Raw genomic sequence first — 21,561 nt, forward strand, 5'->3', positions numbered from 1 at the left:
GGCGATAGCGGTGTATCAGGCAGCATAAATGCCAACTGACACACCGCTATCGCCAGCAAGCCGGCTCCTACAGGATTGCGGTGAGCCTAGCGCTGATAGTGATCAACGCCACTGCGCTGCATCAAGCATTTATACGGGCATGGGCCGCCAGGCGATTGATCGCGCGGTCGAGGTCTTCCAGTGCGCCGGGTGCTTTCGGGTCCTGTTGCTTGAGCAGGGTTTCACTGCGCTGGCAGGCCGCGCGCAGTTGCGGCACGCCGCAATAACGGGTTGCGCCATGCAGGCGGTGCACCCGTTCGATCAGGGCATTGTGGTCGTTGGTCTCCCGGGCCACGCGGATCGCTTCGCGGTCGGCTTCCAGGGATGCCAGCAACATCGCCAGCATGTCCGCCGCCAGATCCGCCTTGCCGGCAGCCAGGCGCAACCCTTCTTCGTGGTCCAGCACCTGCAACTCGTGGCTGCCACCATGGCTGTCGCTGGAACGATCCGGCCCTTGATTGCGCAGCGCCAGGCCGGTCCACTTCAACACCACCTGCGCCAGTTGCCGTTCACTGATCGGCTTGGTCAGGTAATCGTCCATGCCGCTTTGCAGCAGCGCGCGTTTTTCGTTGGCCATGGCATGGGCGGTGAGGGCCACGATCGGCAGAGGGGTGCAATGGCGTTCGCTTTCCCACTGGCGAATGGTTTCGGTGCTCTGGCGCCCGTCCATGCCGGGCATCTGCACGTCCATCAGCACCAGGTCGAAGGTCTCGGTCTGCACCGCCTTGACCGCGGCGTAACCGCTTTCCACCGCGAGCACCTTGGCGCCCAGGTCTTCAAGCAGCGTTTGCACCAGCAACAGATTGGCCGGGTTGTCGTCCACACACAGCACCTTCGGCGCACGGCTGGACACCGGTTCGCCGGGATCGCTGCGTTGCTGGCGCGGATTGACCAGATCGGACAAGGCCCGGCGCAGCTTGCGGGTGCAGGCCGGTTTGGCTTGAAGCTGACTGTGCGGGTTGGGTACCGAAAGGTGAAACAGCGTCTGCTCGGTGGTCGGGCACAGCACCAGCACTTTGCAGCCGAGGTGTTCGAGGTCCCAGATGTGCTGGTTCAGGCGTTCCGGCGGCATGTCGTTGCTGGTGATGCCGAGCACGGCGAGATCGATGGCCTGTTCGGTCTGGTGCGCGCCGGTCACGCCATTGGTCAGGCTTTCCAGGGTGTTGAACGGCGTCACTTCCAGGCCGCAGTCTTCCAGTTGATGCTGCAACGCCTGACGGGCCAGTTCGTGGTTCTCCAGCACGGCGACGCGACGCCCGAGCAGCGGCGGACCGGGCAGGTCTTCAGCGTCGTCGCGAGTTTTGGGCAGGCTCAGGCTGACCCAGAATTCCGAGCCTTCGCCCGGCGTGCTGTCGACGCCGATCTCGCCGCCCATCTGTTCGATCAAACGCTTGGAAATCACCAATCCCAAACCGGTGCCGCCGGGTTGCCGGGACAGCGAGTTGTCGGCCTGGCTGAAGGCCTGGAACAGCGCCCGCACGTCCTCGTTCGACAGACCGATGCCGGTGTCCTGAATGCTGATTCGCAGCTGCACGCTGTCTTCATGCTCCTCTTCGAGCATGGCGCGGGCGACGATGGTGCCTTCGCGGGTGAACTTGATCGCGTTGCTCACCAGGTTGGTGAGGATCTGCTTGAGTCGCAGCGGATCGCCGACCAGCGACAGCGGCGTGTCGCGATAGACCAGGCTCACCAACTCCAGCTGTTTGGCGTGGGCGGCGGGAGCGAGGATGGTCAGGGTGTCCTGGAGCAAATCGCGCAGGTTGAACGGAATGTGGTCGAGCACCAGTTTGCCGGCCTCGATTTTCGAGAAGTCGAGGATCTCGTTGATGATCCCCAGCAGGCTGTCGGCGGATTTCTCGATGGTGCCCAGGTAATCGAGCTGGCGCGGGGTCAGCTCGCTTTTTTGCAGCAGGTGGGTGAAACCGAGAATGCCGTTGAGCGGCGTGCGGATTTCATGGCTCATGTTGGCCAGGAACTCGGATTTGATCCGGCTCGCTTCCAAGGCCTCTTTACGCGCCAGGTCCAGTTCGATGTTCTGGATTTCGATGGTTTCCAGATTCTGGCGCACGTCTTCGGTGGCCTGGTCGATGCTGTGCTGCAATTCTTCCTGGGCATTTTGCAGGGTGCCGGCCATGCGGTTGATGCCGGACGCGAGCTCATCCAGCTCCTGACTGCCGAGGGGCGGCAAGCGGGTTTCCAGATGACCGTCCTTGAGTTGCGCCACCGCTTGCTTGATCTGGCTCAGCGGCCGGTTGATCGTCCGGCCCATGCGCAACGCCAGCAGCGCTGCACCGGCGAGGCCTGCGCCGATCAACAAAAGGCTGGCGAACAGGCTGCGATAACCGCGCAGCAGCATGCCGTTGTGGGACAGTTCGAGTTCGACCCAGCCCAGCAGGCGGTCGGCTTCATCGGGAATCAGGTCGCCGGCCAGATTGCGGTGCTTGCCGAACACTGGCAGCAGGTAACGCGTCGCATCGTTGCCACTGCGGCGCAGCATCTGCGAGCCATTGCCCAAAGGCGCCTGATTGAGCATGGTCGGGCCGGCATGGGCGAGCAGCGAGCGATCCGGGGCGAGGAAGGTCACCGCGCGCACGTCGGCGGTTTCCAGGGACTGGGTGGCGATGCGTTCCAGCAGTTCGGTGTCCTTGTGACCCATGGCCGGGGCCACGAGAGGCGCGAGCTGTTCGGCGATCATTTCGCCGCGCTGCATGAGTTGGGTCTGCAGGTCGGATTGCTGCATCCAGGTGAAATAGCCGCCCAGTACCAGAGCCATCAGGCTGGTAGGAAGCAAGGTCAGCAACAGCACGCGGCCTTTAATTCCCAGTTTCTTGAGCACGCATCTCTCCTGCATCCAGCCATTTAGGAACCTGCGCGTACATCCGGCACGCGCCACTTGCGCAGTGTAGCGATTTGCTTGCGGGCAATCTTCGTAAAATTGATGTCGTCATTCGTCGGGTCATTGAATGCTTTCGGGTCGTGGGCACACCCTTGGGTTGCCCTCGGTGAGGCAATCTTGAATAATCGGCAACTGAGAATTATTTGCAGATACTCATGACTCCCATCTCTGTCGGCCATCCCCGCATTCTTTCCATCGAAGATGATCTCGTGCTCGGTGCTTATGTTCACGAGCAACTGGGCCGTAGCGGTTTCCAGGTGACCTGGTGCCAGGACGGTCAGGAAGGTCTGGCGATGGCCCGCGAACAAGCCTTCGATGTCGTGCTGATGGACATTCTGCTCCCGGGCATGAACGGTCTGAATGTGCTGACCCAATTGCGACAGAGCCATTCCACCCCGGTAGTGCTGATGTCGGCGCTGGGGGCCGAGGCGGATCGCATCAGCGGTTTCCGCCTCGGCGCCGATGACTACTTGCCCAAGCCCTTCAGCATGGCCGAATTACGCGTGCGCATCGAAGCGATCCTGCGGCGCGTCGCGCTGGACCGTCGGCCTGCCGTAGAACCGATTGCCCTGGCGGTGGACAGTCTGCATTTCGACGATGAACGTTTCGAGGTGTTCTTTGGCGAGCAGGCCGCCGGCCTGACCCGCAGCGAGTACCGCTTGCTGGACACGCTCAACCGCAACGGCGATGAAGTGTTGAGCAAGGCCTTCCTTTATCAGCACGTGTTGCAACGGGGTTATGCGGCCCACGACCGCAGCCTCGACATGCACATCAGCCAGATCCGCAGAAAGCTCAAGGCCATCGGCTACACCGAGCGGGAAGTGCGCACGGTCTGGGGCAAGGGTTATGTCTTGAGTGCTGCCGATGAAATGGTCTGACCTGCCGGGCCGGCATTCGCTGTTCTGGAAACTCGCCTGTCTGCTGGTGGCGTTCTGTCTGCTGATGATCTGGTTGAGCTGGTCCTGGGGGCGCTACATGGAAGAGCGCAACCAGTTTCTGTCGGATGAGGCCCGAAGTACTCTGACGCGCTATGCCGCCGAAGCCGAACAGGCGTGGCAGCAGGGGCAAAGTGAAGGCGTCGATGCCTGGCTGCAGCTGATGCGTCAGCGTGAAAAAGGCTGGTCAGGCGTCATCGGCGGCGATTTGCAGTCGTTGAGCAGTCAACCGCTGACGGACCGGGAAATCGAGCGCCTGACTTTTCTGCGAGGTCTGGACTGGCCCATCCACAGAAAGCGAATGCCATGGCTGCGCGTACCGTTTCCCGGCGACTCGTCTGCCGGCAGTCTGGTGATCGAGCTGCCCCAGCGTTTCATGCCCGGGCGTTACCGAGTGTTCTGGCGCGTGATCACCAACGGTGTGATTCCAGGGCTGTTCACGTTGCTGCTGTGCGTCGGGTTGTATCGACTGCTGGTGGTTCCTCTCAATCAACTGCGCGAGCAGGCCAATGCCTGGCGTGCGGATCAGTTGGGCGTGCGGCTGTCACATCGCACCACCAATCGTTCAGACGAACTGGGTGAGCTGGGCCGTGCGTTCGATCACATGTCCGAACGCCTGCAAAGCACGGTGGCCCTGCAACAACAGCTGCTGCGTGACCTGTCCCATGAGCTGCGCACGCCTTTGAGCCGTTTGCGGGTGGCCAGCGAGGGTGAGCAAAGCCTGACGCAACTGCGCGAACGCATTGGCCGCGAAGTCGATGGCATGCAGCGCCTGGTCGAAGACACGCTGCAACTGGCCTGGCTCGACACCGAGCGTTCACCCTTGCCCGGCGAAGCGATCCAGATTCAGGCGCTGTGGGAAATGCTCACGGAAAACGCCTGCTATGAAAGTGGCTGCCCGGTGGGCCAATTGCAATGTGCAGTGGATTCATCCTGTTGGGTGCGCGGCAATCTCAACACCCTGGCTCAGGCGTTGGAAAACATCCTGCGCAATGCCATTCGTCATTCGCCGAAGGGCGGCGTTGTGCGACTGGATGGGCGACGCGAGGGTGATTACTGGCACTTGTGGCTCGAGGACGAGGGGGGCGGGGTGGCAGAGGAGGATCTGGAGCGGATCTTCTCGCCCTTCACGCGGCTTGATGGTTCGCGGCCCGGAAATGGTGGGTTCGGGTTGGGGTTGAGCATTGCCAGGAATGCAGTGCAGCGGCAGGGCGGGCGGCTTTGGGCGGAGAACACGGGTTCCGGGTTGCGGTTGAATATGTGGCTATTGGCCGATGATGGGGTTGTCAGTGATGATGTCATCGCGAGCAAGCCCGCTCCTGCAGTGGATGTGTGTCGGCCACAAGTTGTGTGAGTAGCGCTATCTCCTGTGGGCGCGAGCCTGCTCGCGATGGCCCACCAACCACCGCCGATCTGTTTTTGCCGGAGCGTTCCCTGGAATCTGTACGACATTTCCCAAAGGGTATCAACGGTCATTTCAAGCTTCCTTGACGGTTTAAGCTCACGCTTTAACTCATGTTCAAGGAATCAGGCATGACTGCACCTCACATTTCCGGCAACACAACCGATGACCGTTTCAATGAAGTGCTTGCGCTGATTCACGGTGCCCGGCAACAGGCGATACAGGCGGTGAATACCCGGTTGATCGAGCTGTACTGGCAGGTCGGTGGTTACATCAGTCGCAAGCTGGAACTGGCTGAATGGGGCGATTCCGTAGTGACTCAGTTGGCTGAGCATCTGGCTCAGACGCAACCAGGATTGCGTGGCTTTACCCGGCCAAATCTGTTCCGCATGCGCCAGTTCTACGAGACTTATCGGGACGACGTAAAAGTCTCACCACTGGTGAGACAATTACCTTGGACTCATAACATGATCGTCCTAAGCCAGAGCAAACACCCGGAAGAACGTGAGTTCTACCTGCGCATGGCCGTGCAGGAAAAATGGTCGAAGCGCGAGCTTGAACGACAGTTCAAGGCTGCCCTGTTTGAGAGAAGCGTCACCCAACCGGCAAAAGTCTCCGCCGTGCTGAAACAAACCCACCCTTCGGCGCTTGAGATATTCCGCGATGCCTACATGATCGAGTTTCTCGACCTTCCCGGCGCCCACGCCGAAACTGATCTGCATCAGGGCTTGCTGGCACGCCTCAAGGAGTTTCTGATCGAGCTTGGCCGCGACTTCTGCTTTGTCGGTTCCGAATACCCTCTGCAAGTTGGCGGCCGGGATTTCGCCTTGGACCTGTTGTTCTTCCACCGTGGGCTTAACTGCCTGGTGGCCATTGAGCTGAAGGTCGGTCGTTTTGAACCGGAGTACCTGGGCAAGCTGAATTTTTATCTGGAAGCGCTGGATCGTGGTGAACGTAAGTCCCACGAAAACCCAGCCATTGGTGTACTGCTCTGTGCCAGCAAGGATGACGAAGTGGTCGAGTACGCCCTTAACCGCAGTCTCTCGCCAGCGCTCATCGCTGAGTATCAGGTCCAGCTACCGGACAAGCAGTTATTGCAGGCCAAGCTGCATGAGTTCTATGCATTGAATGTCGCACAAGCAGAAGAGTGCTGAACGACTCGCTTATTCCCATAAGCCATAAGCACCGCACTTTGCGTGATATGGCCTGCGAACGTTTGCCGGTATGATAGGCGCCCCCGCAGTCTGGATTGCGAATACGCCATGACCTTGCAGTACCCAACCATCGCCGATTGCGTCGGCAACACTCCGCTGGTCCGTTTGCAGCGCCTGCCCGGCGCCACCAGCAATACCCTTTTGCTCAAGCTCGAAGGGAACAACCCGGCGGGTTCGGTCAAGGACCGTCCGGCGCTGTCGATGATCACCCGCGCCGAGTTGCGCGGGCAGATCCACGTCGGCGACACGCTGATCGAAGCGACCTCGGGCAACACCGGGATCGCCCTGGCCATGGCCGCCGCGATCAAGGGTTACAAGATGATCCTGATCATGCCGGACAACTCCAGCGCCGAACGTAAAGCCGCGATGACGGCCTATGGCGCCGAGCTGATCCTGGTCACCCAGGAAGAAGGCATGGAAGGCGCCCGCGACCTCGCCCAGCGAATGGAAGCCGAAGGCCGTGGCAAGGTGCTGGACCAGTTCGCCAACGGTGACAACCCGGAAGCGCACTACACCACCACCGGCCCGGAAATCTGGCGTCAGACCGAGGGCACCATCACGCATTTCGTCAGCTCGATGGGCACCACTGGCACCATCATGGGCGTTTCGCGCTACTTGAAAGAGCAGAACGAGAACGTACAGATCATCGGCCTGCAACCCATGGAAGGCTCGGCGATTCCGGGTATCCGTCGCTGGCCGCAAGAATACCTGCCGAAGATTTACCAGGCCGATCGCGTGGACCGCATCGTCGACATGGCGCAAAGCGAAGCGGAGGACGTAACCCGTCGTCTGGCCCGCGAAGAAGGCATCTTCTGCGGCGTGTCCTCGGGTGGTGCTGTCGCGGCCATGCTGCGTCTGTCCAAAGAAGTTGAAAACGCGGTGATCGTCGCGATCATCTGCGACCGTGGCGACCGTTACTTGTCGACCGGCATTTTCGACGCGCCCAACTGATGGCCAAGCACGAGAGAGGCCTGCGCTTCCAGCCCACCGGCGGCAGCAAGGCCCCGCAAATTCCGACCGGCAAAAAGCAGCGCCTGACCATCGAGCGCCTGGCCAATGACGGTCGCGGCATCGCGTTTTTCGAAGGTCGCACCTGGTTCGTCCTCGGCGCATTGGCCGGTGAAGAAGTCGAGGCGCGCGTGTTGGGTGCCCACGGCAAAGTCGTCGAGGCACGCACCGAGCGCGTGTTCCAGGCCAGCGAATTGCGTCGCCCGGCGCCGTGTCCGCATGCGGGTCGCTGCGGTGGCTGCAGTGTTCAGCATTTGCCTCACAGCGAACAACTTGCCCTGAAACAGCGCATGCTCGCCGAGCAATTGTCCAAGGTCGCCGGTGTCGAACCCGAAGAATGGGCCGCACCCTTGAGCGGTCCGGAGTTCGCTTACCGCCGTCGCGCCCGTGTAGCGGTGCGCTGGGACATGAAAGCGAAAAAACTCGAAGTCGGTTTCCGCGCGGCGGGCAGTCAGGACATTGTTGCAATCAACGAATGCCCGGTGCTGGTACAGCCCTTGCAACCGATCATGACCCGCTTGCCGGAGATGTTGCGGCGCTTGAGCAAACCTCAGGCGCTGGGGCACGTGGAATTGTTCAGCGGTTCATCGTTGGCGGTGTTGTTGCGGCATATGGCGCCGTTGTCCGACGCCGATATGACGATCCTCAAGGATTTCTGCGCGTTCCATGAAGCTCAATTGTGGCTGCATGGCGAGGGCGAGCCGCAACCGGTCGAGGCCGATCAGTCGTTGGGCTATCGCCTTGAACAGTGGGATTTGAACCTGGCGTACCGGCCGGGAGATTTCATCCAGGTCAACGCGGCGGTCAACGAAGCGATGGTCGCCCAGGCGCTGGACTGGCTGAAGCCGACAGCGGATGAACGTGTTCTCGATCTATTCTGTGGTTTGGGTAACTTTGCCTTGCCGCTGGCCAAGGCCGTTCGCGAGGTGGTGGCGGTCGAAGGTGTGCAGACGATGGTCGAGCGGGCAGCCGCAAACGCCGCTAGCAACAATCTGCATAATGCGACGTTTTTTCAGGCCGATTTATCCCAGCCTTTGACCGATGCCGAATGGGCGCGTGAAGGCTTTTGTGCGGTACTCTTGGACCCACCGCGTGACGGTGCTTTCGAGGTGGTGCGCAAGCTCAAGGCCCTGGGCGCCGAACGATTGGTGTATGTGTCGTGCAACCCTGCAACGCTGGCGCGCGACACGGTCGAATTGATCAAGCAGGGCTACCGGTTAAAACGTGCCGGGATTCTCGATATGTTTCCTCAGACGGCACATGTCGAGGCCATGGCGTTATTTGAAGCGAGCTAGGACGGCTCGTCTGGTCCGACTGACCCGCCCGTGCAGCACTCGCCCTGGCCCCGCGAGTGCACCCCGGCAACGAAGGTCAGTGATTTGACGCATTGAACTGCGTCGTAGGGAAGGTAAAGCAAGATGGTACAGGTGAGAGCACACCAGCCGATCAACACTGACGGCAGCATCAACCTCGAGGCTTGGCTCGATCATGCGGTCAGTGTCGATCTGGCACTGGATCGCGAAGCCTTGAAGGACGCGTGCGAGTTCGCTCGCACCGCCGAACAACAAGCCAATGCGGCGAAGAATCTATGGTCCGAAGGGACCTCGAGTTTCCGCACGGGCCTTGAGATCGCCGAGATTCTCGCCGACCTCAAACTCGATCAGGATTCGTTGGTCGCCGCGGTCTTGTACCGTGGCGTGCGCGAAGGCCAGATCGAACTGCCGGCGGTCAGCCAGCGCTTCGGTCCGGTGGTCGCCAAACTCATCGATGGCGTGTTGCGCATGGCGGCGATCAGCGCCAGCCTGAGCCCCCGTCAATCGTTGGTGCTGGGCACTCAGGGCCAGGTGGAAAACCTGCGCAAAATGCTCGTGGCCATGGTCGACGACGTGCGCGTCGCACTGATCAAACTGGCCGAGCGCACCTGCGCGATCCGTGCGGTGAAAACGGCAGACGACGAGAAGCGCAACCGCGTCGCCCGTGAAGTCTTCGACATCTACGCGCCGCTCGCCCACCGTCTCGGCATCGGTCACATCAAGTGGGAACTGGAGGACTTGTCCTTCCGTTACCTCGAGCCCGATCAATACAAGCAGATCGCCAAGTTGCTTCACGAGCGGCGTCTGGATCGCGAGCGCTTCATCGCCGATGTGATGAACCAGCTGAAAGTCGAATTGCAGGCTACCGGCGTCGAGGCCGACATCAGCGGCCGGGCCAAACACATCTATTCGATCTGGCGCAAAATGCAGCGCAAGGGTCTGGAGTTCAGCCAGATCTACGACGTGCGTGCCGTGCGCGTGCTGGTGCCGGAAATGCGCGACTGCTACACCGCGCTCGGCATCGTCCACACCTTGTGGCGGCACATCCCGAAGGAATTCGACGACTACATCGCCAACCCGAAAGAGAACGGCTACCGCTCGCTGCACACCGCGGTGATCGGGCCCGAGGGCAAGGTGCTGGAAGTGCAGATCCGCACCCACGCCATGCACGAAGAAGCCGAGCTGGGTGTTTGCGCGCACTGGCGCTACAAGGGCACCGACGTCAAATCCGGCTCCAACCACTACGAAGAGAAAATCTCCTGGCTGCGTCAGGTGCTCGAGTGGCATGAAGAGCTGGGCGACATTGGAGGCCTGGCTGAACAACTGCGGGTCGATATCGAACCGGACCGGGTGTACATCTTCACCCCGGACGGTCACGCTATCGACTTGCCGAAAGGCGCGACGCCGCTGGACTTCGCCTACCGGGTGCACACTGAAATCGGCCACAACTGCCGTGGCGCGAAGATCAATGGGCGCATCGTACCGCTCAACTACAGCCTGCAGACCGGTGAACAGGTCGAGATCATCACCAGCAAGCACGGCACCCCGAGCCGCGACTGGCTGAACCCGAACCTGGGTTACATCACTACATCCCGGGCGCGGGCGAAGATCGTTCACTGGTTCAAATTGCAGGCCCGGGACCAGAACGTCGCGGCCGGCAAGACCTTGCTTGAACGCGAACTCAGTCGCCTTGGCTTGCCCGCGGTGGACTTCGACAAGCTGGCCGACAAGGCCAACATGAAAACCGCCGAGGACATGTACGCCGCGTTGGGCGCAGGCGATTTGCGTTTGGCGCAACTGGTGAACCTGGCGCAGCAACTGGTCGAGCCGGAACGCGGCAACGAACAGCTGGAGCTGATTCCACGCAAGGCCACCGGCTACAAGCCGGGCAAGCGCGGCGATATCCAGATCCAGGGTGTCGGCAACCTCATGACCCAAATGGCGGGCTGCTGCCAGCCGTTGCCGGGTGATGCGATCGTCGGTTACATCACCCAGGGCCGCGGCGTGAGCATTCACCGTCAGGACTGCGCCTCGGTGCTGCAACTGGCCGGACGCGAGCCGGAGCGGATCATCCAGGTCAGCTGGGGGCCGGTGCCGGTGCTCACTTACCCGGTGGACATCATCATTCGTGCCTACGACCGGTCCGGTTTGCTGCGTGACGTTTCGCAAGTGCTGCTCAACGAACGGATCAACGTGCTGGCGGTCAACACCCGCTCGAACAAAGAGGACAACACCGCGTTGATGTCCCTGACCATCGAGATTCCGGGGCTGGATGCGCTTGGACGGTTGCTGGGGCGCATATCCCAGTTGCCGAACATCATCGAAACCCGGCGTAACCGTACGCCATGATGGCCGGGCCGATTTAATGTGGGAGCGGGCTTGCTCGCGAAAGCGGTGGGTCAGACAACACAGATGTTGACTGGCACTCCCTCTTCGCGAGCAAGCCCGCTCCCACAAGGATTTTGCGGTGAGACTGATTGATGTATTCACTTGAAGATTTGCTACACCTGATGAACCGTCTGCGTGACCCGCAGTTCGGTTGCCCATGGGACATCAAGCAAACCTACGCCACCATCGTCCCGCACACCCTCGAGGAAGCCTACGAAGTCGCCGACGCCATCGAGCGCGGCGACTTCGATCACTTGCAGGGTGAGCTGGGCGATTTGCTGTTCCAGGTGGTTTATTACAGTCAGCTGGCGCGGGAAGAAGGGCGATTCGAATTCGCCGGGGTCATCGACAGCATCACCCGCAAGCTGATCCGTCGTCATCCTCACGTGTTCCCCACCGGTGATCTGTACGCGCCGCTGGATGTTCCGCGTCTGAGTGAAGAACAGGTCAAGCAGCGTTGGGAAGAGATCAAGGCTGAAGAACGCGCTGAGAAGTCCGCGGCGCCGGAACAACTGTCCTTGCTCGATGATGTGCCTGCCGCGCTGCCGGCGTTATCCCGTTCAGCCAAGTTGCAGAAGCGCGCAGGGCAGGTCGGTTTCGACTGGCCGGACGCCTTGCCGGTGCTGGACAAGGTCCGCGAAGAACTCGATGAAGTGCTCGAAGCGATGGCCGAGAACGACTCGGTAGCAATTGCCGATGAGGTCGGCGACTTGCTGTTTTCCGTGGTCAACCTGGCGCGTCATCTCAAGGTCGATCCGGAAACCGCCTTGCGCGGCGCCAACAGCAAATTCGAAAGGCGCTTCCGTTTTATCGAACAGGCATTGCGCGACACCCACCGTCCCATGGAAGATTGCACCCTCGAAGAGTTGGACGCCTTGTGGGGCGAAGCCAAACGTCAGGAAAAGAATTTGCCCAGCTGCGGTTGAGCAGTGGCCTAAGTGAGAAATAAGCACCATGAGCATTTCCCTTCGCGACCAGTTGCTAAAGGCAGGGCTGGTCAACCAAAAGCAGGCCAAACAGGTCGGCAAAGAGAAGCAGAAACAGCAGCGCCTGGCCCATAAAGGCCAGATCGAGCTCGATGATTCCCAGCAGCGTGCAGCCCAGGAAGCCATGGCCGAAAAGGTCAAGCGCGACCAGGAGCTGAACCGTCAGCAGCAGGAGAAGGCCGAGGCCAAGGCCCGCGCCGCGCAGGTCAAGCAATTGATCGAAGTCTCGCGTCTGCCGAAGCTGACCACCGAGGATTACTACAACTTCGTCGACGACAAGAAGGTCAAGCGCCTCTCCGTCAACACGCTGATGCGCAACAAGCTGAGCAACGGTTCGCTGGCGATCGTGCACCATGCAGGCGGTTACGAAGTGATTCCCCGTGAAGCGGCCCTGAAGATCCAGGAGCGCGATCCACAGCGCATCGTGCAGCTGAATGTGCAGACTGAAGAAGCGGCAGCCGAGGATGATCCGTACGCGGCCTATCAGATCCCTGATGATCTGATGTGGTAAGCCCTTAGGTTGCAACAACGACAAACCCCGCTCATGGCGGGGTTTGTCGTTTTCAATGCTGTCATTGCTTATGCGGATTGCAGCGCTCGCTGCTGTTCCAGTTTTTCCAGTTCGGCCTTGTAGCCGTGTGCGTCGGTTTCGGAGTGGAACATCCCCACCAACATGCCTTGTTGGTGCACGTCCCAGATCCGTATACCGGCGGCTACGCCTTCGTGGGACTTATGTGAATCGTCGCGTTCAGTTACTTTTACAGTCATCTGCTAGCTCCAATCTCTGTGATATCTGCAGCAAGGCGTGTGCAGGACTTCGTTATATATTTGGTTAGCCTGCTAAGTAAACGACTGAGTTCGGTCACCCATTTTTGCGAAATCGGCAAAAGTCCTGCAGCCCGCCAAACACGCGGTATTCGGTCGCAGGGCGTTGAGTTTTATGACAAAAGCTTCATGTTGGCGACGAGCAAAACCGCGGTTGGAGCCTAGATGGATTGAACTCCTCAGAACCTGTGGGAGCTGGCTTGCCTGCGATGACGTCGGCACTCCAGACATCAATGTTGCCTGACACACCACTATCGCTGGCAAGCCAGCTCCCACAGGTTTCATGCTTGCCCTGACTACATTATTTCCAGACACACAAAAACGCCCCGAACCAGTCGGGGCGTTTTTGTGTGCTGTGCAGGCGGAGTGTTACTTACCCTGCCAGCGCTGCAGTACCAAGGTCGCGTTGGTGCCACCAAAACCGAAGCTGTTGCTCATCACGGTGTTGAAAGCGACGTCTTCACGAGTCTTGGTCAGGATCGGCATGTCTGCCACTTCCGGGTCCAGTTCTTCGATGTTGGCGGAACCCGCCATGAAGTTGCCTTCCATCATCAGCATGCAGTAGATCGCTTCGTGAACGCCGGCGGCGCCCAGGGAGTGACCGGACAGGCTCTTGGTGGAGCTGATGGCCGGGGCCTTGTCGCCGAACACTTCACGCACACCTTTCATTTCCGCGACGTCGCCGACCGGAGTCGAAGTGCCGTGGGTGTTCAGGTAGTCGATCGGTGCATCAACGGTGGACATGGCCATCTGCATGCAGCGGATGGCGCCTTCGCCGCTTGGGGCGACCATGTCGTAGCCGTCGGAGGTCGCGCCGTAGCCAACGATTTCCGCGTAGATCTTCGCGCCGCGGGCCAGAGCGTGTTCCAGCTCTTCGACCACGACCATGCCGCCACCGCCGGCGATGACGAAACCGTCACGCTTGGCGTCGTAGGCACGGGAAGCTTTTTCCGGGGTTTCGTTGTACTGGCTGGACAGTGCGCCCATGGCGTCGAACAGGAACGACTGGCTCCAATGCTCTTCTTCACCGCCGCCGGCGAACACGATGTCCTGCTTGCCCATCTGGATCTGTTCCATGGCGGTACCGATGCAGTGAGCACTGGTGGCGCAGGCAGAAGCGATGGAGTAGTTCAGGCCCTTGATCTTGAACGGGGTGGCCAGGCAAGCGGAAACGGTGCTGCTCATGGTCCGCGTGACGCGGTATGGGCCAACGCGTTTCACGCCTTTCTCGCGCAGGATGTCCAGCGCTTCCATCTGGTTCAGCGTGGAGGCGCCACCGGAACCGGCGATCAGGCCGGTACGCGGGTTGGAGACTTGCTCATCGGTCAGACCGGAGTCGGTGATGGCGTCTTTCATGGCCAGGTAGGCGTAAGCCGCTGCGTGGCCGACGAAGCGATAGATCTTGCGATCGATCAGTTCTTCGAGGGGAAGGTCGATGGAGCCGGAAACCTGGCTACGCAGACCCATTTCGGCATATTCCGGGTTGAACCGGATGCCAGGGCGGCTTGCACGCAGGTTAGCGGAGACGGTCTCTTTGTCATTGCCCAGGCACGAAACGATGCCCAGACCAGTGATAACGACGCGGCGCATGCGGATAACCCTTAGAAGTTGTCAGTGGAGGTGAAAACGCCGACCCGAAGGCCTTCGGCGGTGTAGATCTCGCGACCGTCGACAGTCACCGAACCATCGGCGATGGCCAGGTTCAGCTTGCCTTTGAGGACGCGCTTGATATGAATGTTATAGGTCACTTTCTTCGCGGTCGGCAGAACCTGACCAAAGAACTTCACTTCGCCCGAACCCAGGGCGCGGCCGCGGCCTGGCAGGCCTTGCCAGCCGAGGAAGAAGCCGACCAGTTGCCACATGGCGTCGAGGCCCAGGCAGCCTGGCATCACCGGGTCACCTTCGAAGTGACAGGCGAAAAACCACAGATCCGGAGTGATATCCAGCTCGGCGACCAATTCACCCTTGCCGTACTTGCCGCCTTCTTCGCTGATCAGGGTGATGCGGTCCACCATCAGCATGTTCGGGGCGGGCAGTTGCGCGTTACCTGGGCCGAACAGCTCACCGCGACTGCAGCGCAGCAGGTCTTCCCGAGTAAAGGCGTTTTGTTTGGTCATGCGAGCTCCTCAATAGTCCCATGCGGCAGGTGGGGCAAATCTTCCCGGCCGATCGAAGCGTTCATGCCTCGAGTCAGCAGCCTACTCATAGACTATTGCGTTGTGGTGAAAGTCACAGCACCAAGGACATGAATGTACACTTGTGCACTGAAATTTTTATTCAAGCCCCTTTTCGGGCCTGTTCGGGTGCCTAAGACTGCCGCACTTTCGCCTTTCACGCCAGTCACAGATAGCCGAAAGGCCTGCACTACTGCACCCATCGCTGCAGAATTTGCTGCAAATCAGTGCGTTTGAACGGCTTGGCCAGGTAATCGTTCATTCCTGCCGATAAACAGGCTTCACGGTCGCCCTGCAAGGCGTTGGCAGTCAGTGCAATGATCGGAAGGTCGGTGCAACCGGGCAGTTGGCGAATCTGTCGGGTGGCTTCGTAGCCATCGATGATCGGCAGTCGGCAGTCCATCAGAATGGCTTCGAAGATCAGGCTTTCTGCGCTGCGTACCGCCTGAGCGCCGTCGGTGGCGACGCTGACAGTAAAGCCCAGGCTGCGCAACATGGCTTCGACGACGGTCTGGTTGACCGGGTTGTCCTCGACCAGCAGCACATTGCGGCCTTCGCCATCACCACTGCCGGTCTGCGCGCGCGGGGTGCGCACCGGCAGCGTCTGTTTATAGAGCGCCAGCGGGATTTCCAGGGTGAATGCCGAGCCGCGACCTTCCTCGCTCTGGGCGCGCAAGGTGCCGCCCATGCGTTCCGCCAGGGTGCGGGCAATCGGTAGTCCCAGCCCGGTGCCGCCGTAACGCCTTGAAATAGAACTGTCGGCCTGCTGGAACGCGTTGAACATCAATTCCAGGCTTTCGGCCGGGATGCCAATCCCGCTGTCGCGCACGGTGCAGGTGAACCACAACAATTCGTGATCCAGCGACTGCCATTGCGGTTCGATGGTGACGCGGCCCTGCTCGGTGAACTTCAGCGCATTGCCCACCAGGTTCACCAGGATCTGCCGGATCCGCGTCGGGTCGCCCTGAACCTGCAGCGCACGCATGTCTTCGGGGATCAGCAGCGCCAGATCGAGCCCGCGTTGCAAAGCGCTGTGCTGGAACGACTGGGCGCAACTGCTGATCAGGTCCGCCAGATTGAACGGAATGTGCTCCAGCTCCAGCTCCGAACGTTCGATGCGCGAGAAGTCGAGAATGTCGTTGATGACTTTGAGCAGGTGTTCGGTGGACTCCGAGGCCAGCGCCGCGTACTCGACCTGCTCCTCGGTCATCTCGGTGGTTTCCAGCAGTTGCAGCATGCCGAGCACGCCATTCATCGGTGTGCGCAGTTCGTGGCTCATCATCGCCAGGAAATCGGATTTGGCGTTGTTGGCCTTTTCCGCTTCTTCGCGGGTCTGGATCAACTGCGCCATGGCCTGATGCTGTTCACGGCTGGCCTGCTCGAGACCGCTGGCAAGGTTGTTGATGTGTTGCGACAGCGCGCCCAGTTCGGTGTCATCGACAATCGGCAGCGGTGTCTTGTAGTCGCCGCGCTGGATCGACTTGACCGCGTTGCCGATATCGCGGATCGGCTGCGACAGGCTCCCGGCCAGACGCCGGGCGATCAGGAAGGTAAACAGCAGGGCGAACAGCGCGAGAATTCCGGCCTTGAACAGGATTTCCTGTTGGCGCTTGCTGAAGGCGTCATTCGACAGACCGACGATCACCCGACCCAGGTAGTCCTCGGGGGGAGCGGTGGTGGCAACGTTGCTGCCCTGGAAGAAATCATTGTGCAGCGCGATCCGTTGCAAGCGCACCGGCGCCTGGAACACTTCGACCTGTTGCGAGCGCGTGTGGGTTTCCGACGGGTGCTCGACGTACACCAGAATCCGGTTGGCGCTGTCCTGCACTTCCAGAAAGCGCACATTGGGCGTGGCCAGGGTGGCCTTGAGCAGGCTTTCGAGCACTTCATTGTTGCCCGAAATAACCCCGTATTCGGCGGCCGGCGCCAGTTGGTTGGCAATCAGTTGACCGGTGTGGTTGAGCTCCTGACGCAGGTCCTGGATCCGCACGAAGGTGAAGAAGCTGATCAGCAGCAAGGTCAGCAGCAGGGCAGGGCCGAGGCTGATGATCTGGGTGCGGGTATTGATGTCCCAACGACGATGAAAAGTCATGGGCGGCTTTCTCCTTCGGCCAACTGTGCTGCGACCAACGCTTCATTGATCTGTTCAATGCCTAATGAACGAGCCACTTGTGGGTTACTCAAGACTTTGAAGCGATTGGCGTAATGCGTGCGTGGCCAGGTGGCCGGTGGCTGGTCGAGCAGTTCGTCGAGAATCGCCAGCCAGTCGCTCTGGTCGCTGTAGCTGCTGGTCAGGCTTCCGGCCTTGACGAAGCCGGCGTTCGGGCCGATCAGCGCGGTTTGTCGTGCGTAGCTGCTGAGCAGCAGGTTTTTCGCGGTTTTGGGGTTATACAGGTCGGGATCATCGAGGCCCAGCAGCACGTCGCTGTTTTTCAGCAGGTTTTGCAAGGGGCGGCTGTCATTGGTGTTGTCCCAGCGTTCGGTGACGATTTCGAGGCCAAGCGGTTGAGCGGCCTGGCGCAGTTCATTCAGAAGAAACTCGCTGTGTGTGTCGTACAGCACGCCGACCCGTCTGGCCTGGGGGAGCAGGATTCGGGCCAGGCGCAATTGTCGATCAGGCGGCGGATCGCTCCAGAGCAGGCTCAAATGGGCGGGCAGGGCAGTGCCCAGGCGCTGACGTGCTTGCAGGCGACTGATGCGCAGCACCAGCGTCGCTGGGCCCTGGGTATCTTGCAGGCGCCAGTCGAGGCTGGGCAGGTCCAGCAGGATCAAACGAATGCCGGTCGGCAATTTGCTCGGTGCCGGCAGACGGGACAATGGCTGGAAACGCACCGTGTCGTCAGGGCGCAATTCGCCAAGGGCTGTCGCGAAAGCCTGCATGCCGGGGCTGTCGTCGGCACCGGTCAGCAAAATATCCTCGGCGCTGACCGACAGGCTCAACAGCCAGCCGGTCAACACCAGGCACAACCCGGCCAGCAGGCGGCCAAGGATTGGCGTCTTGCGTGACGGACACTTCAGCATCTAGAACACCAGCTCCGCGCTGAAGTACATCACCCGTCGCTCGTCGTAGTTGTTATCGACGAACGTGGTGGGTTGATTGTCGAGACGTTGCTGGAGCACGCCGGCCAGTTCCAGGCTGCCCTTGCCCAGGCCGATGCGTTTGGCGATGCGTGTGTCGATCCGCTCGAAACGATAGCCGTTGAGCGCGTCGTCACCATAATAGAAGAGCGCGCTGTTCCAGCCGTGGCCCCAGTTGCGCAACCAGCCGGCGGAGCCACTGTTGCGTGCGGTCTGTCGCGCATCCAGCGGATTGCTCGCCTGAGCATCGACGCAGGCATAGGTCAGGCGCAGCCGGTCGGCACTGCCAAGGTGCCAGTCGAGTTGGGTTTCTGCCCCGGTGAAGCGCGAACTGTTGGCGTTGCTGGCGATGTACTGATTGTTGCGCAATGGTTCGCTGATCATGCCGGTGATCTCGTCGTGGAACACCTTCACGTCCACCGCCAGTCCCCACTCGGCGAAGAAACCGTTGTAGCCCAGTTCTCTGGAGCGCATGTGTTCCTGCTCGAGGTTGCCGGGCCCGCGGGTCTTGACGAAATAACGGGCGCTGTTCTGGCCGTAGGCAGCGGGTTGCAGGTTAGTCACCCGGTAACTCCAGTTGACGTTGTTTTCGAACATGTCCGGCGAACGGATGGCCTCCGAATACACTGCGCGCAAACCGTGGCGCGGAGTGATCAGATAGTTCACCGCCACCCGCGGGGTCAGCGAACTGCCGCTCAATTGCGTGTCTTCGAACATCGCACCGCCCTGTAACAACCAGTGTTCGGTCGCTCGCCACTCGAGTTGGCCGAATGCGCGCCAGGTCGTGTCATCGAGCGTGCCGTTGAAATAGGTCTCGGAATCGGCCCGGTCGTAACGATAGTTCAAGCCGCTGACCAGTCGCAGACTGTCGGACAGGCTGAGGGTGTCCTGCAACTCGAGGTCGTAGCGCGATTCCCGGGTGCTCTGGTCAATGTCACCGCAGAGGGTTCGCCGGGCACCGTTTCGCCACTGGTCCAGCACTTGACTGGCCAGGGCTTGCTCCGCCGCCGTGCCGGCCGGTGCGCCGGGAACGAGGTAGCGCTCGATGTTGCGCGCCAGACGTTCGGTGTAATTCGGATTGAGCTGCCAGAGCTCGGTCAGTTCGGGGCTGAACGAGACTTCGGCGTCGCAGGCACGCCAGGTTTGCTGCCGATCCCAGTGCTGGGCCGAGCCTTGAATATAAAGGCTGTGATCGGGATTGAGGTCGAGGTTCCAGCGCAAGGAGCCGGCGTAGTCTTTGGCGACGACGTCGGAATTGTTCCCGGCGGCAGTAATACCCGAGAACACTGGACGGTAGGTATAAGGGCGCTGATTGCTCCCGTCCTTGGCATTTAATTGCCAGTCGATGCTTTGCTGTTCGTTGAGCGTCTGGCTGACGGCGAGGTTGAAGCGATTCAGGCGGCGGCTGTCGCGATAGTCGGCGCCCTTGCGGTCCGAGTCGAAGCCGTCGTCCTGCTGGCCGGACAGCGACAGACGCAAGTCGCCACCGTCCCAGCCCACGCCCTGACTGGCGTAGAAATCGTCGATGCCGCGCTGGCCGTGGGTGACCTTCATCCGCGTGCCGTGGCTGTCGGCCGGATTGCGGGTGATGATGTTGACCACCGCCATCAGCGCATTGGCACCATAGCTGACAGTGTTCGGGCCGCGGAAGACTTCGATGCGCTCGATGTCTTCCATGGCCACCGGAATGTCACTCCAGTCCACCGTGGCCAGGCCGGCGCGGTACACCGAACGGCCGTCGATCAGCACCTGCATGCGCCGGGCTTCGCTGGCGTTGGTGCCGTGATAATTCACCGCGGCCTGATTGCCAGTGATGTTGCCGACCATCATTCCAGGCACCAGGCGCAACAACTCGCTGATGTCCCGGGCACCGCTGGCGTTGATCAGTTCGCTGTCGATCACCGTCATGCTCCCCGGCACCGCGGCCGGCGACTGTTTCAGGCGCGTAGCCGTCAGCACGTGCGGCAGTGGCTCGCTGTCGAGAAACAGGTCGTCCGCCAGCAACGGCGGGCTGAAAATCAGCGCCAGAACCAGCGGCGAGCGGGGTGAAGCAGGGCCAAACGACACAACACATCCTTGATAGCGATTTTACTGGCGCGCATGTTAACCGAGCTCGTCGACTTTTCCAGTCACGATGGCGGCATTTTCCTCGGATTTGTTGGTCTTCTTCATACAAGTACCGGTAATTGACGCGGGGGCTGGCCGCCACTGGGCCGCTCCGTATAATGCCGGCATCGCCACTGGTATTGGATTAACGGATTGCATATGACTGAACAGCGCCCGATTGCGGTCCTGGGAGGCGGAAGTTTTGGTACCGCCGTGGCTAACCTGCTGGCCGAGAACGGGCTTCAGGTCCGGCAGTGGATGCGTGACCCTGAACAGGCAGAAGCCATTCGGGTCAATCGCGAGAACCCGCGTTACCTCAAAGGCATCAAGATTCTCCCAGGAGTGGAAGCGGTCACAGACCTGCAAGCCACACTGGAGGCTTGCGACCTGTGCTTCGTTGCGCTGCCGTCCAGCGCCCTGCGCTCGGTACTGGCCCCGCACGCCGAACGATTGAGCGGCAAGCTGCTGGTCAGCCTGACCAAAGGCATCGAAGCCCACACATTCAAACTGATGAGCGAGATCCTCGAAGAAATCGCCCCGCAAGCGCGCATTGGCGTGCTGTCCGGGCCGAACCTGGCCCGTGAAATCGCCGAACACGCACTGACCGCCACCGTGGTCGCCAGCGAAGACGAAGAACTCTGCCAACGTGTTCAGGAAGCGCTGCACGGCCGCACCTTTCGCGTGTACGCCAGCGCCGACCGCTTCGGCGTGGAGTTGGGCGGGGCGCTGAAAAACGTCTACGCGATCATCGCCGGCATGGCGGTGGCGCTGGGCATGGGCGAAAACACCAAGAGCATGCTGATCACCCGGGCGCTGGCGGAAATGACCCGCTTTGCCGTGAATCAGGGGGCCAACCCGATGACGTTCCTGGGGCTTGCGGGTGTGGGGGATTTGATCGTGACCTGTTCGTCGCCGAAAAGCCGCAATTATCAGGTCGGATTCGCCCTCGGCCAAGGCTTGAGCCTGGAAGAAGCGGTGACGCGGCTTGGCGAAGTCGCGGAAGGTGTGAATACCTTGAAAGTGCTCAAGGCCAAGGCCCAGGAGGTGGGCGTGTACATGCCGCTGGTCGCCGGGCTGCACGCGATTCTGTTCGAAGGGCGCACGCTCAATCAGGTGATTGAAGCGTTGATGCGCGGCGAACCGAAAACCGACGTCGACTTTATTTCCACCAGTGGTTTCAACTGATCACGCTTTTAA

General features: G+C 60.6%; 16 protein-coding genes. 9 read left to right on the forward strand and 7 right to left on the reverse strand.

Translation table 11 applies throughout. The features are described from left to right. Window positions 1-121: 121 nt before the first annotated feature. A complete protein-coding gene (locus tag FBY04_RS07490; RefSeq protein ID WP_145314884.1) occupies window positions 122-2,875 on the reverse strand; it encodes a response regulator in 2,754 nt (917 codons plus the stop codon). 215 nt (window positions 2,876-3,090) lie between these two features. On the opposite strand from FBY04_RS07490, the gene FBY04_RS07495 reads away from it, so the two are divergent. The 8 genes from FBY04_RS07495 to FBY04_RS07535 all read left to right on the forward strand — a co-directional run bounded on the left by FBY04_RS07495 (window position 3,091) and on the right by FBY04_RS07535 (window position 12,692). Next, window positions 3,091-3,813: a response regulator transcription factor gene (locus FBY04_RS07495; protein WP_145314885.1), complete on the forward strand. Its 723-nt coding sequence runs from the start codon at window positions 3,091-3,093 to the stop codon at window positions 3,811-3,813. Then, window positions 3,800-5,224, forward strand: coding sequence for a sensor histidine kinase (locus FBY04_RS07500; protein WP_084321988.1), 1,425 nt, complete (start codon window positions 3,800-3,802; stop codon window positions 5,222-5,224). Before FBY04_RS07495 ends, FBY04_RS07500 begins: the two co-directional genes overlap by 14 nt. A 179-nt stretch (window positions 5,225-5,403) precedes the next feature. Next, entirely contained in the window at window positions 5,404-6,426 is a 1,023-nt protein-coding gene (locus tag FBY04_RS07505) for a YhcG family protein (RefSeq protein WP_145314886.1), read from the forward strand. Between the two features lie 108 nt (window positions 6,427-6,534). After that, entirely contained in the window at window positions 6,535-7,437 is a 903-nt protein-coding gene (gene cysM / locus FBY04_RS07510; protein ID WP_084321990.1) for a cysteine synthase CysM, read from the forward strand. Then, window positions 7,437-8,789, forward strand: coding sequence for a 23S rRNA (uracil(1939)-C(5))-methyltransferase RlmD (gene rlmD, locus FBY04_RS07515; protein ID WP_145314887.1), 1,353 nt, complete (start codon window positions 7,437-7,439; stop codon window positions 8,787-8,789). Before cysM ends, rlmD begins: the two co-directional genes overlap by 1 nt. Window positions 8,790-8,912: 123 nt before the next feature. Next, entirely contained in the window at window positions 8,913-11,156 is a 2,244-nt protein-coding gene (relA, locus tag FBY04_RS07520) for a GTP diphosphokinase (RefSeq protein ID WP_017340169.1), read from the forward strand. 131 nt (window positions 11,157-11,287) lie between these two features. Then, complete coding sequence (gene mazG, locus FBY04_RS07530) at window positions 11,288-12,121, forward strand: nucleoside triphosphate pyrophosphohydrolase (RefSeq protein ID WP_084321992.1); 834 nt, start codon at window positions 11,288-11,290, stop codon at window positions 12,119-12,121. Window positions 12,122-12,149: 28 nt separating this feature from the next. Then, window positions 12,150-12,692 carry a DUF2058 domain-containing protein gene (locus FBY04_RS07535; RefSeq protein WP_084321993.1) on the forward strand — a complete coding sequence of 181 codons (543 nt, stop codon included), beginning with the start codon at window positions 12,150-12,152 and terminating at the stop codon, window positions 12,690-12,692. A gap of 68 nt (window positions 12,693-12,760) precedes the next feature. Here FBY04_RS07535 and FBY04_RS07540 read toward each other — a convergent pair whose 3' ends face one another. From FBY04_RS07540 to FBY04_RS07570, 6 genes are all read right to left on the reverse strand, one after another. Next, a complete protein-coding gene (locus tag FBY04_RS07540; protein WP_084321994.1) occupies window positions 12,761-12,949 on the reverse strand; it encodes a hypothetical protein in 189 nt (62 codons plus the stop codon). 426 nt (window positions 12,950-13,375) lie between these two features. Then, entirely contained in the window at window positions 13,376-14,596 is a 1,221-nt protein-coding gene (gene fabB, locus FBY04_RS07550) for a beta-ketoacyl-ACP synthase I (protein WP_084321995.1), read from the reverse strand. Window positions 14,597-14,607: 11 nt separating this feature from the next. After that, window positions 14,608-15,123, reverse strand: a complete 516-nt coding sequence (gene fabA / locus FBY04_RS07555) for a 3-hydroxyacyl-[acyl-carrier-protein] dehydratase FabA (protein WP_003179264.1) — start codon at window positions 15,121-15,123, stop codon at window positions 14,608-14,610. 247 nt (window positions 15,124-15,370) lie between these two features. After that, entirely contained in the window at window positions 15,371-17,272 is a 1,902-nt protein-coding gene (locus FBY04_RS07560; protein WP_145314889.1) for an ATP-binding protein, read from the reverse strand. Beyond that, a complete protein-coding gene (locus FBY04_RS07565; RefSeq protein ID WP_145314890.1) occupies window positions 17,269-18,201 on the reverse strand; it encodes an ABC transporter substrate-binding protein in 933 nt (310 codons plus the stop codon). The genes FBY04_RS07560 and FBY04_RS07565 overlap by 4 nt, the downstream gene beginning before the upstream one ends. Beyond that, window positions 18,202-20,325 (reverse strand): TonB-dependent siderophore receptor, encoded by a 2,124-nt coding sequence (locus tag FBY04_RS07570; protein ID WP_145314891.1) that lies wholly within the window; start codon window positions 20,323-20,325, stop codon window positions 18,202-18,204. 198 nt (window positions 20,326-20,523) lie between these two features. Here FBY04_RS07570 and FBY04_RS07575 point away from each other — a divergent pair, with 198 nt between their 5' ends. Continuing rightward, window positions 20,524-21,549: an NAD(P)H-dependent glycerol-3-phosphate dehydrogenase gene (locus tag FBY04_RS07575; protein ID WP_084321999.1), complete on the forward strand. Its 1,026-nt coding sequence runs from the start codon at window positions 20,524-20,526 to the stop codon at window positions 21,547-21,549. Window positions 21,550-21,561: the final 12 nt, after the last annotated feature.

Source organism: Pseudomonas sp. SJZ080 (assembly GCF_007828295.1).
Lineage (GTDB): Bacteria > Pseudomonadota > Gammaproteobacteria > Pseudomonadales > Pseudomonadaceae > Aquipseudomonas > Aquipseudomonas migulae_A.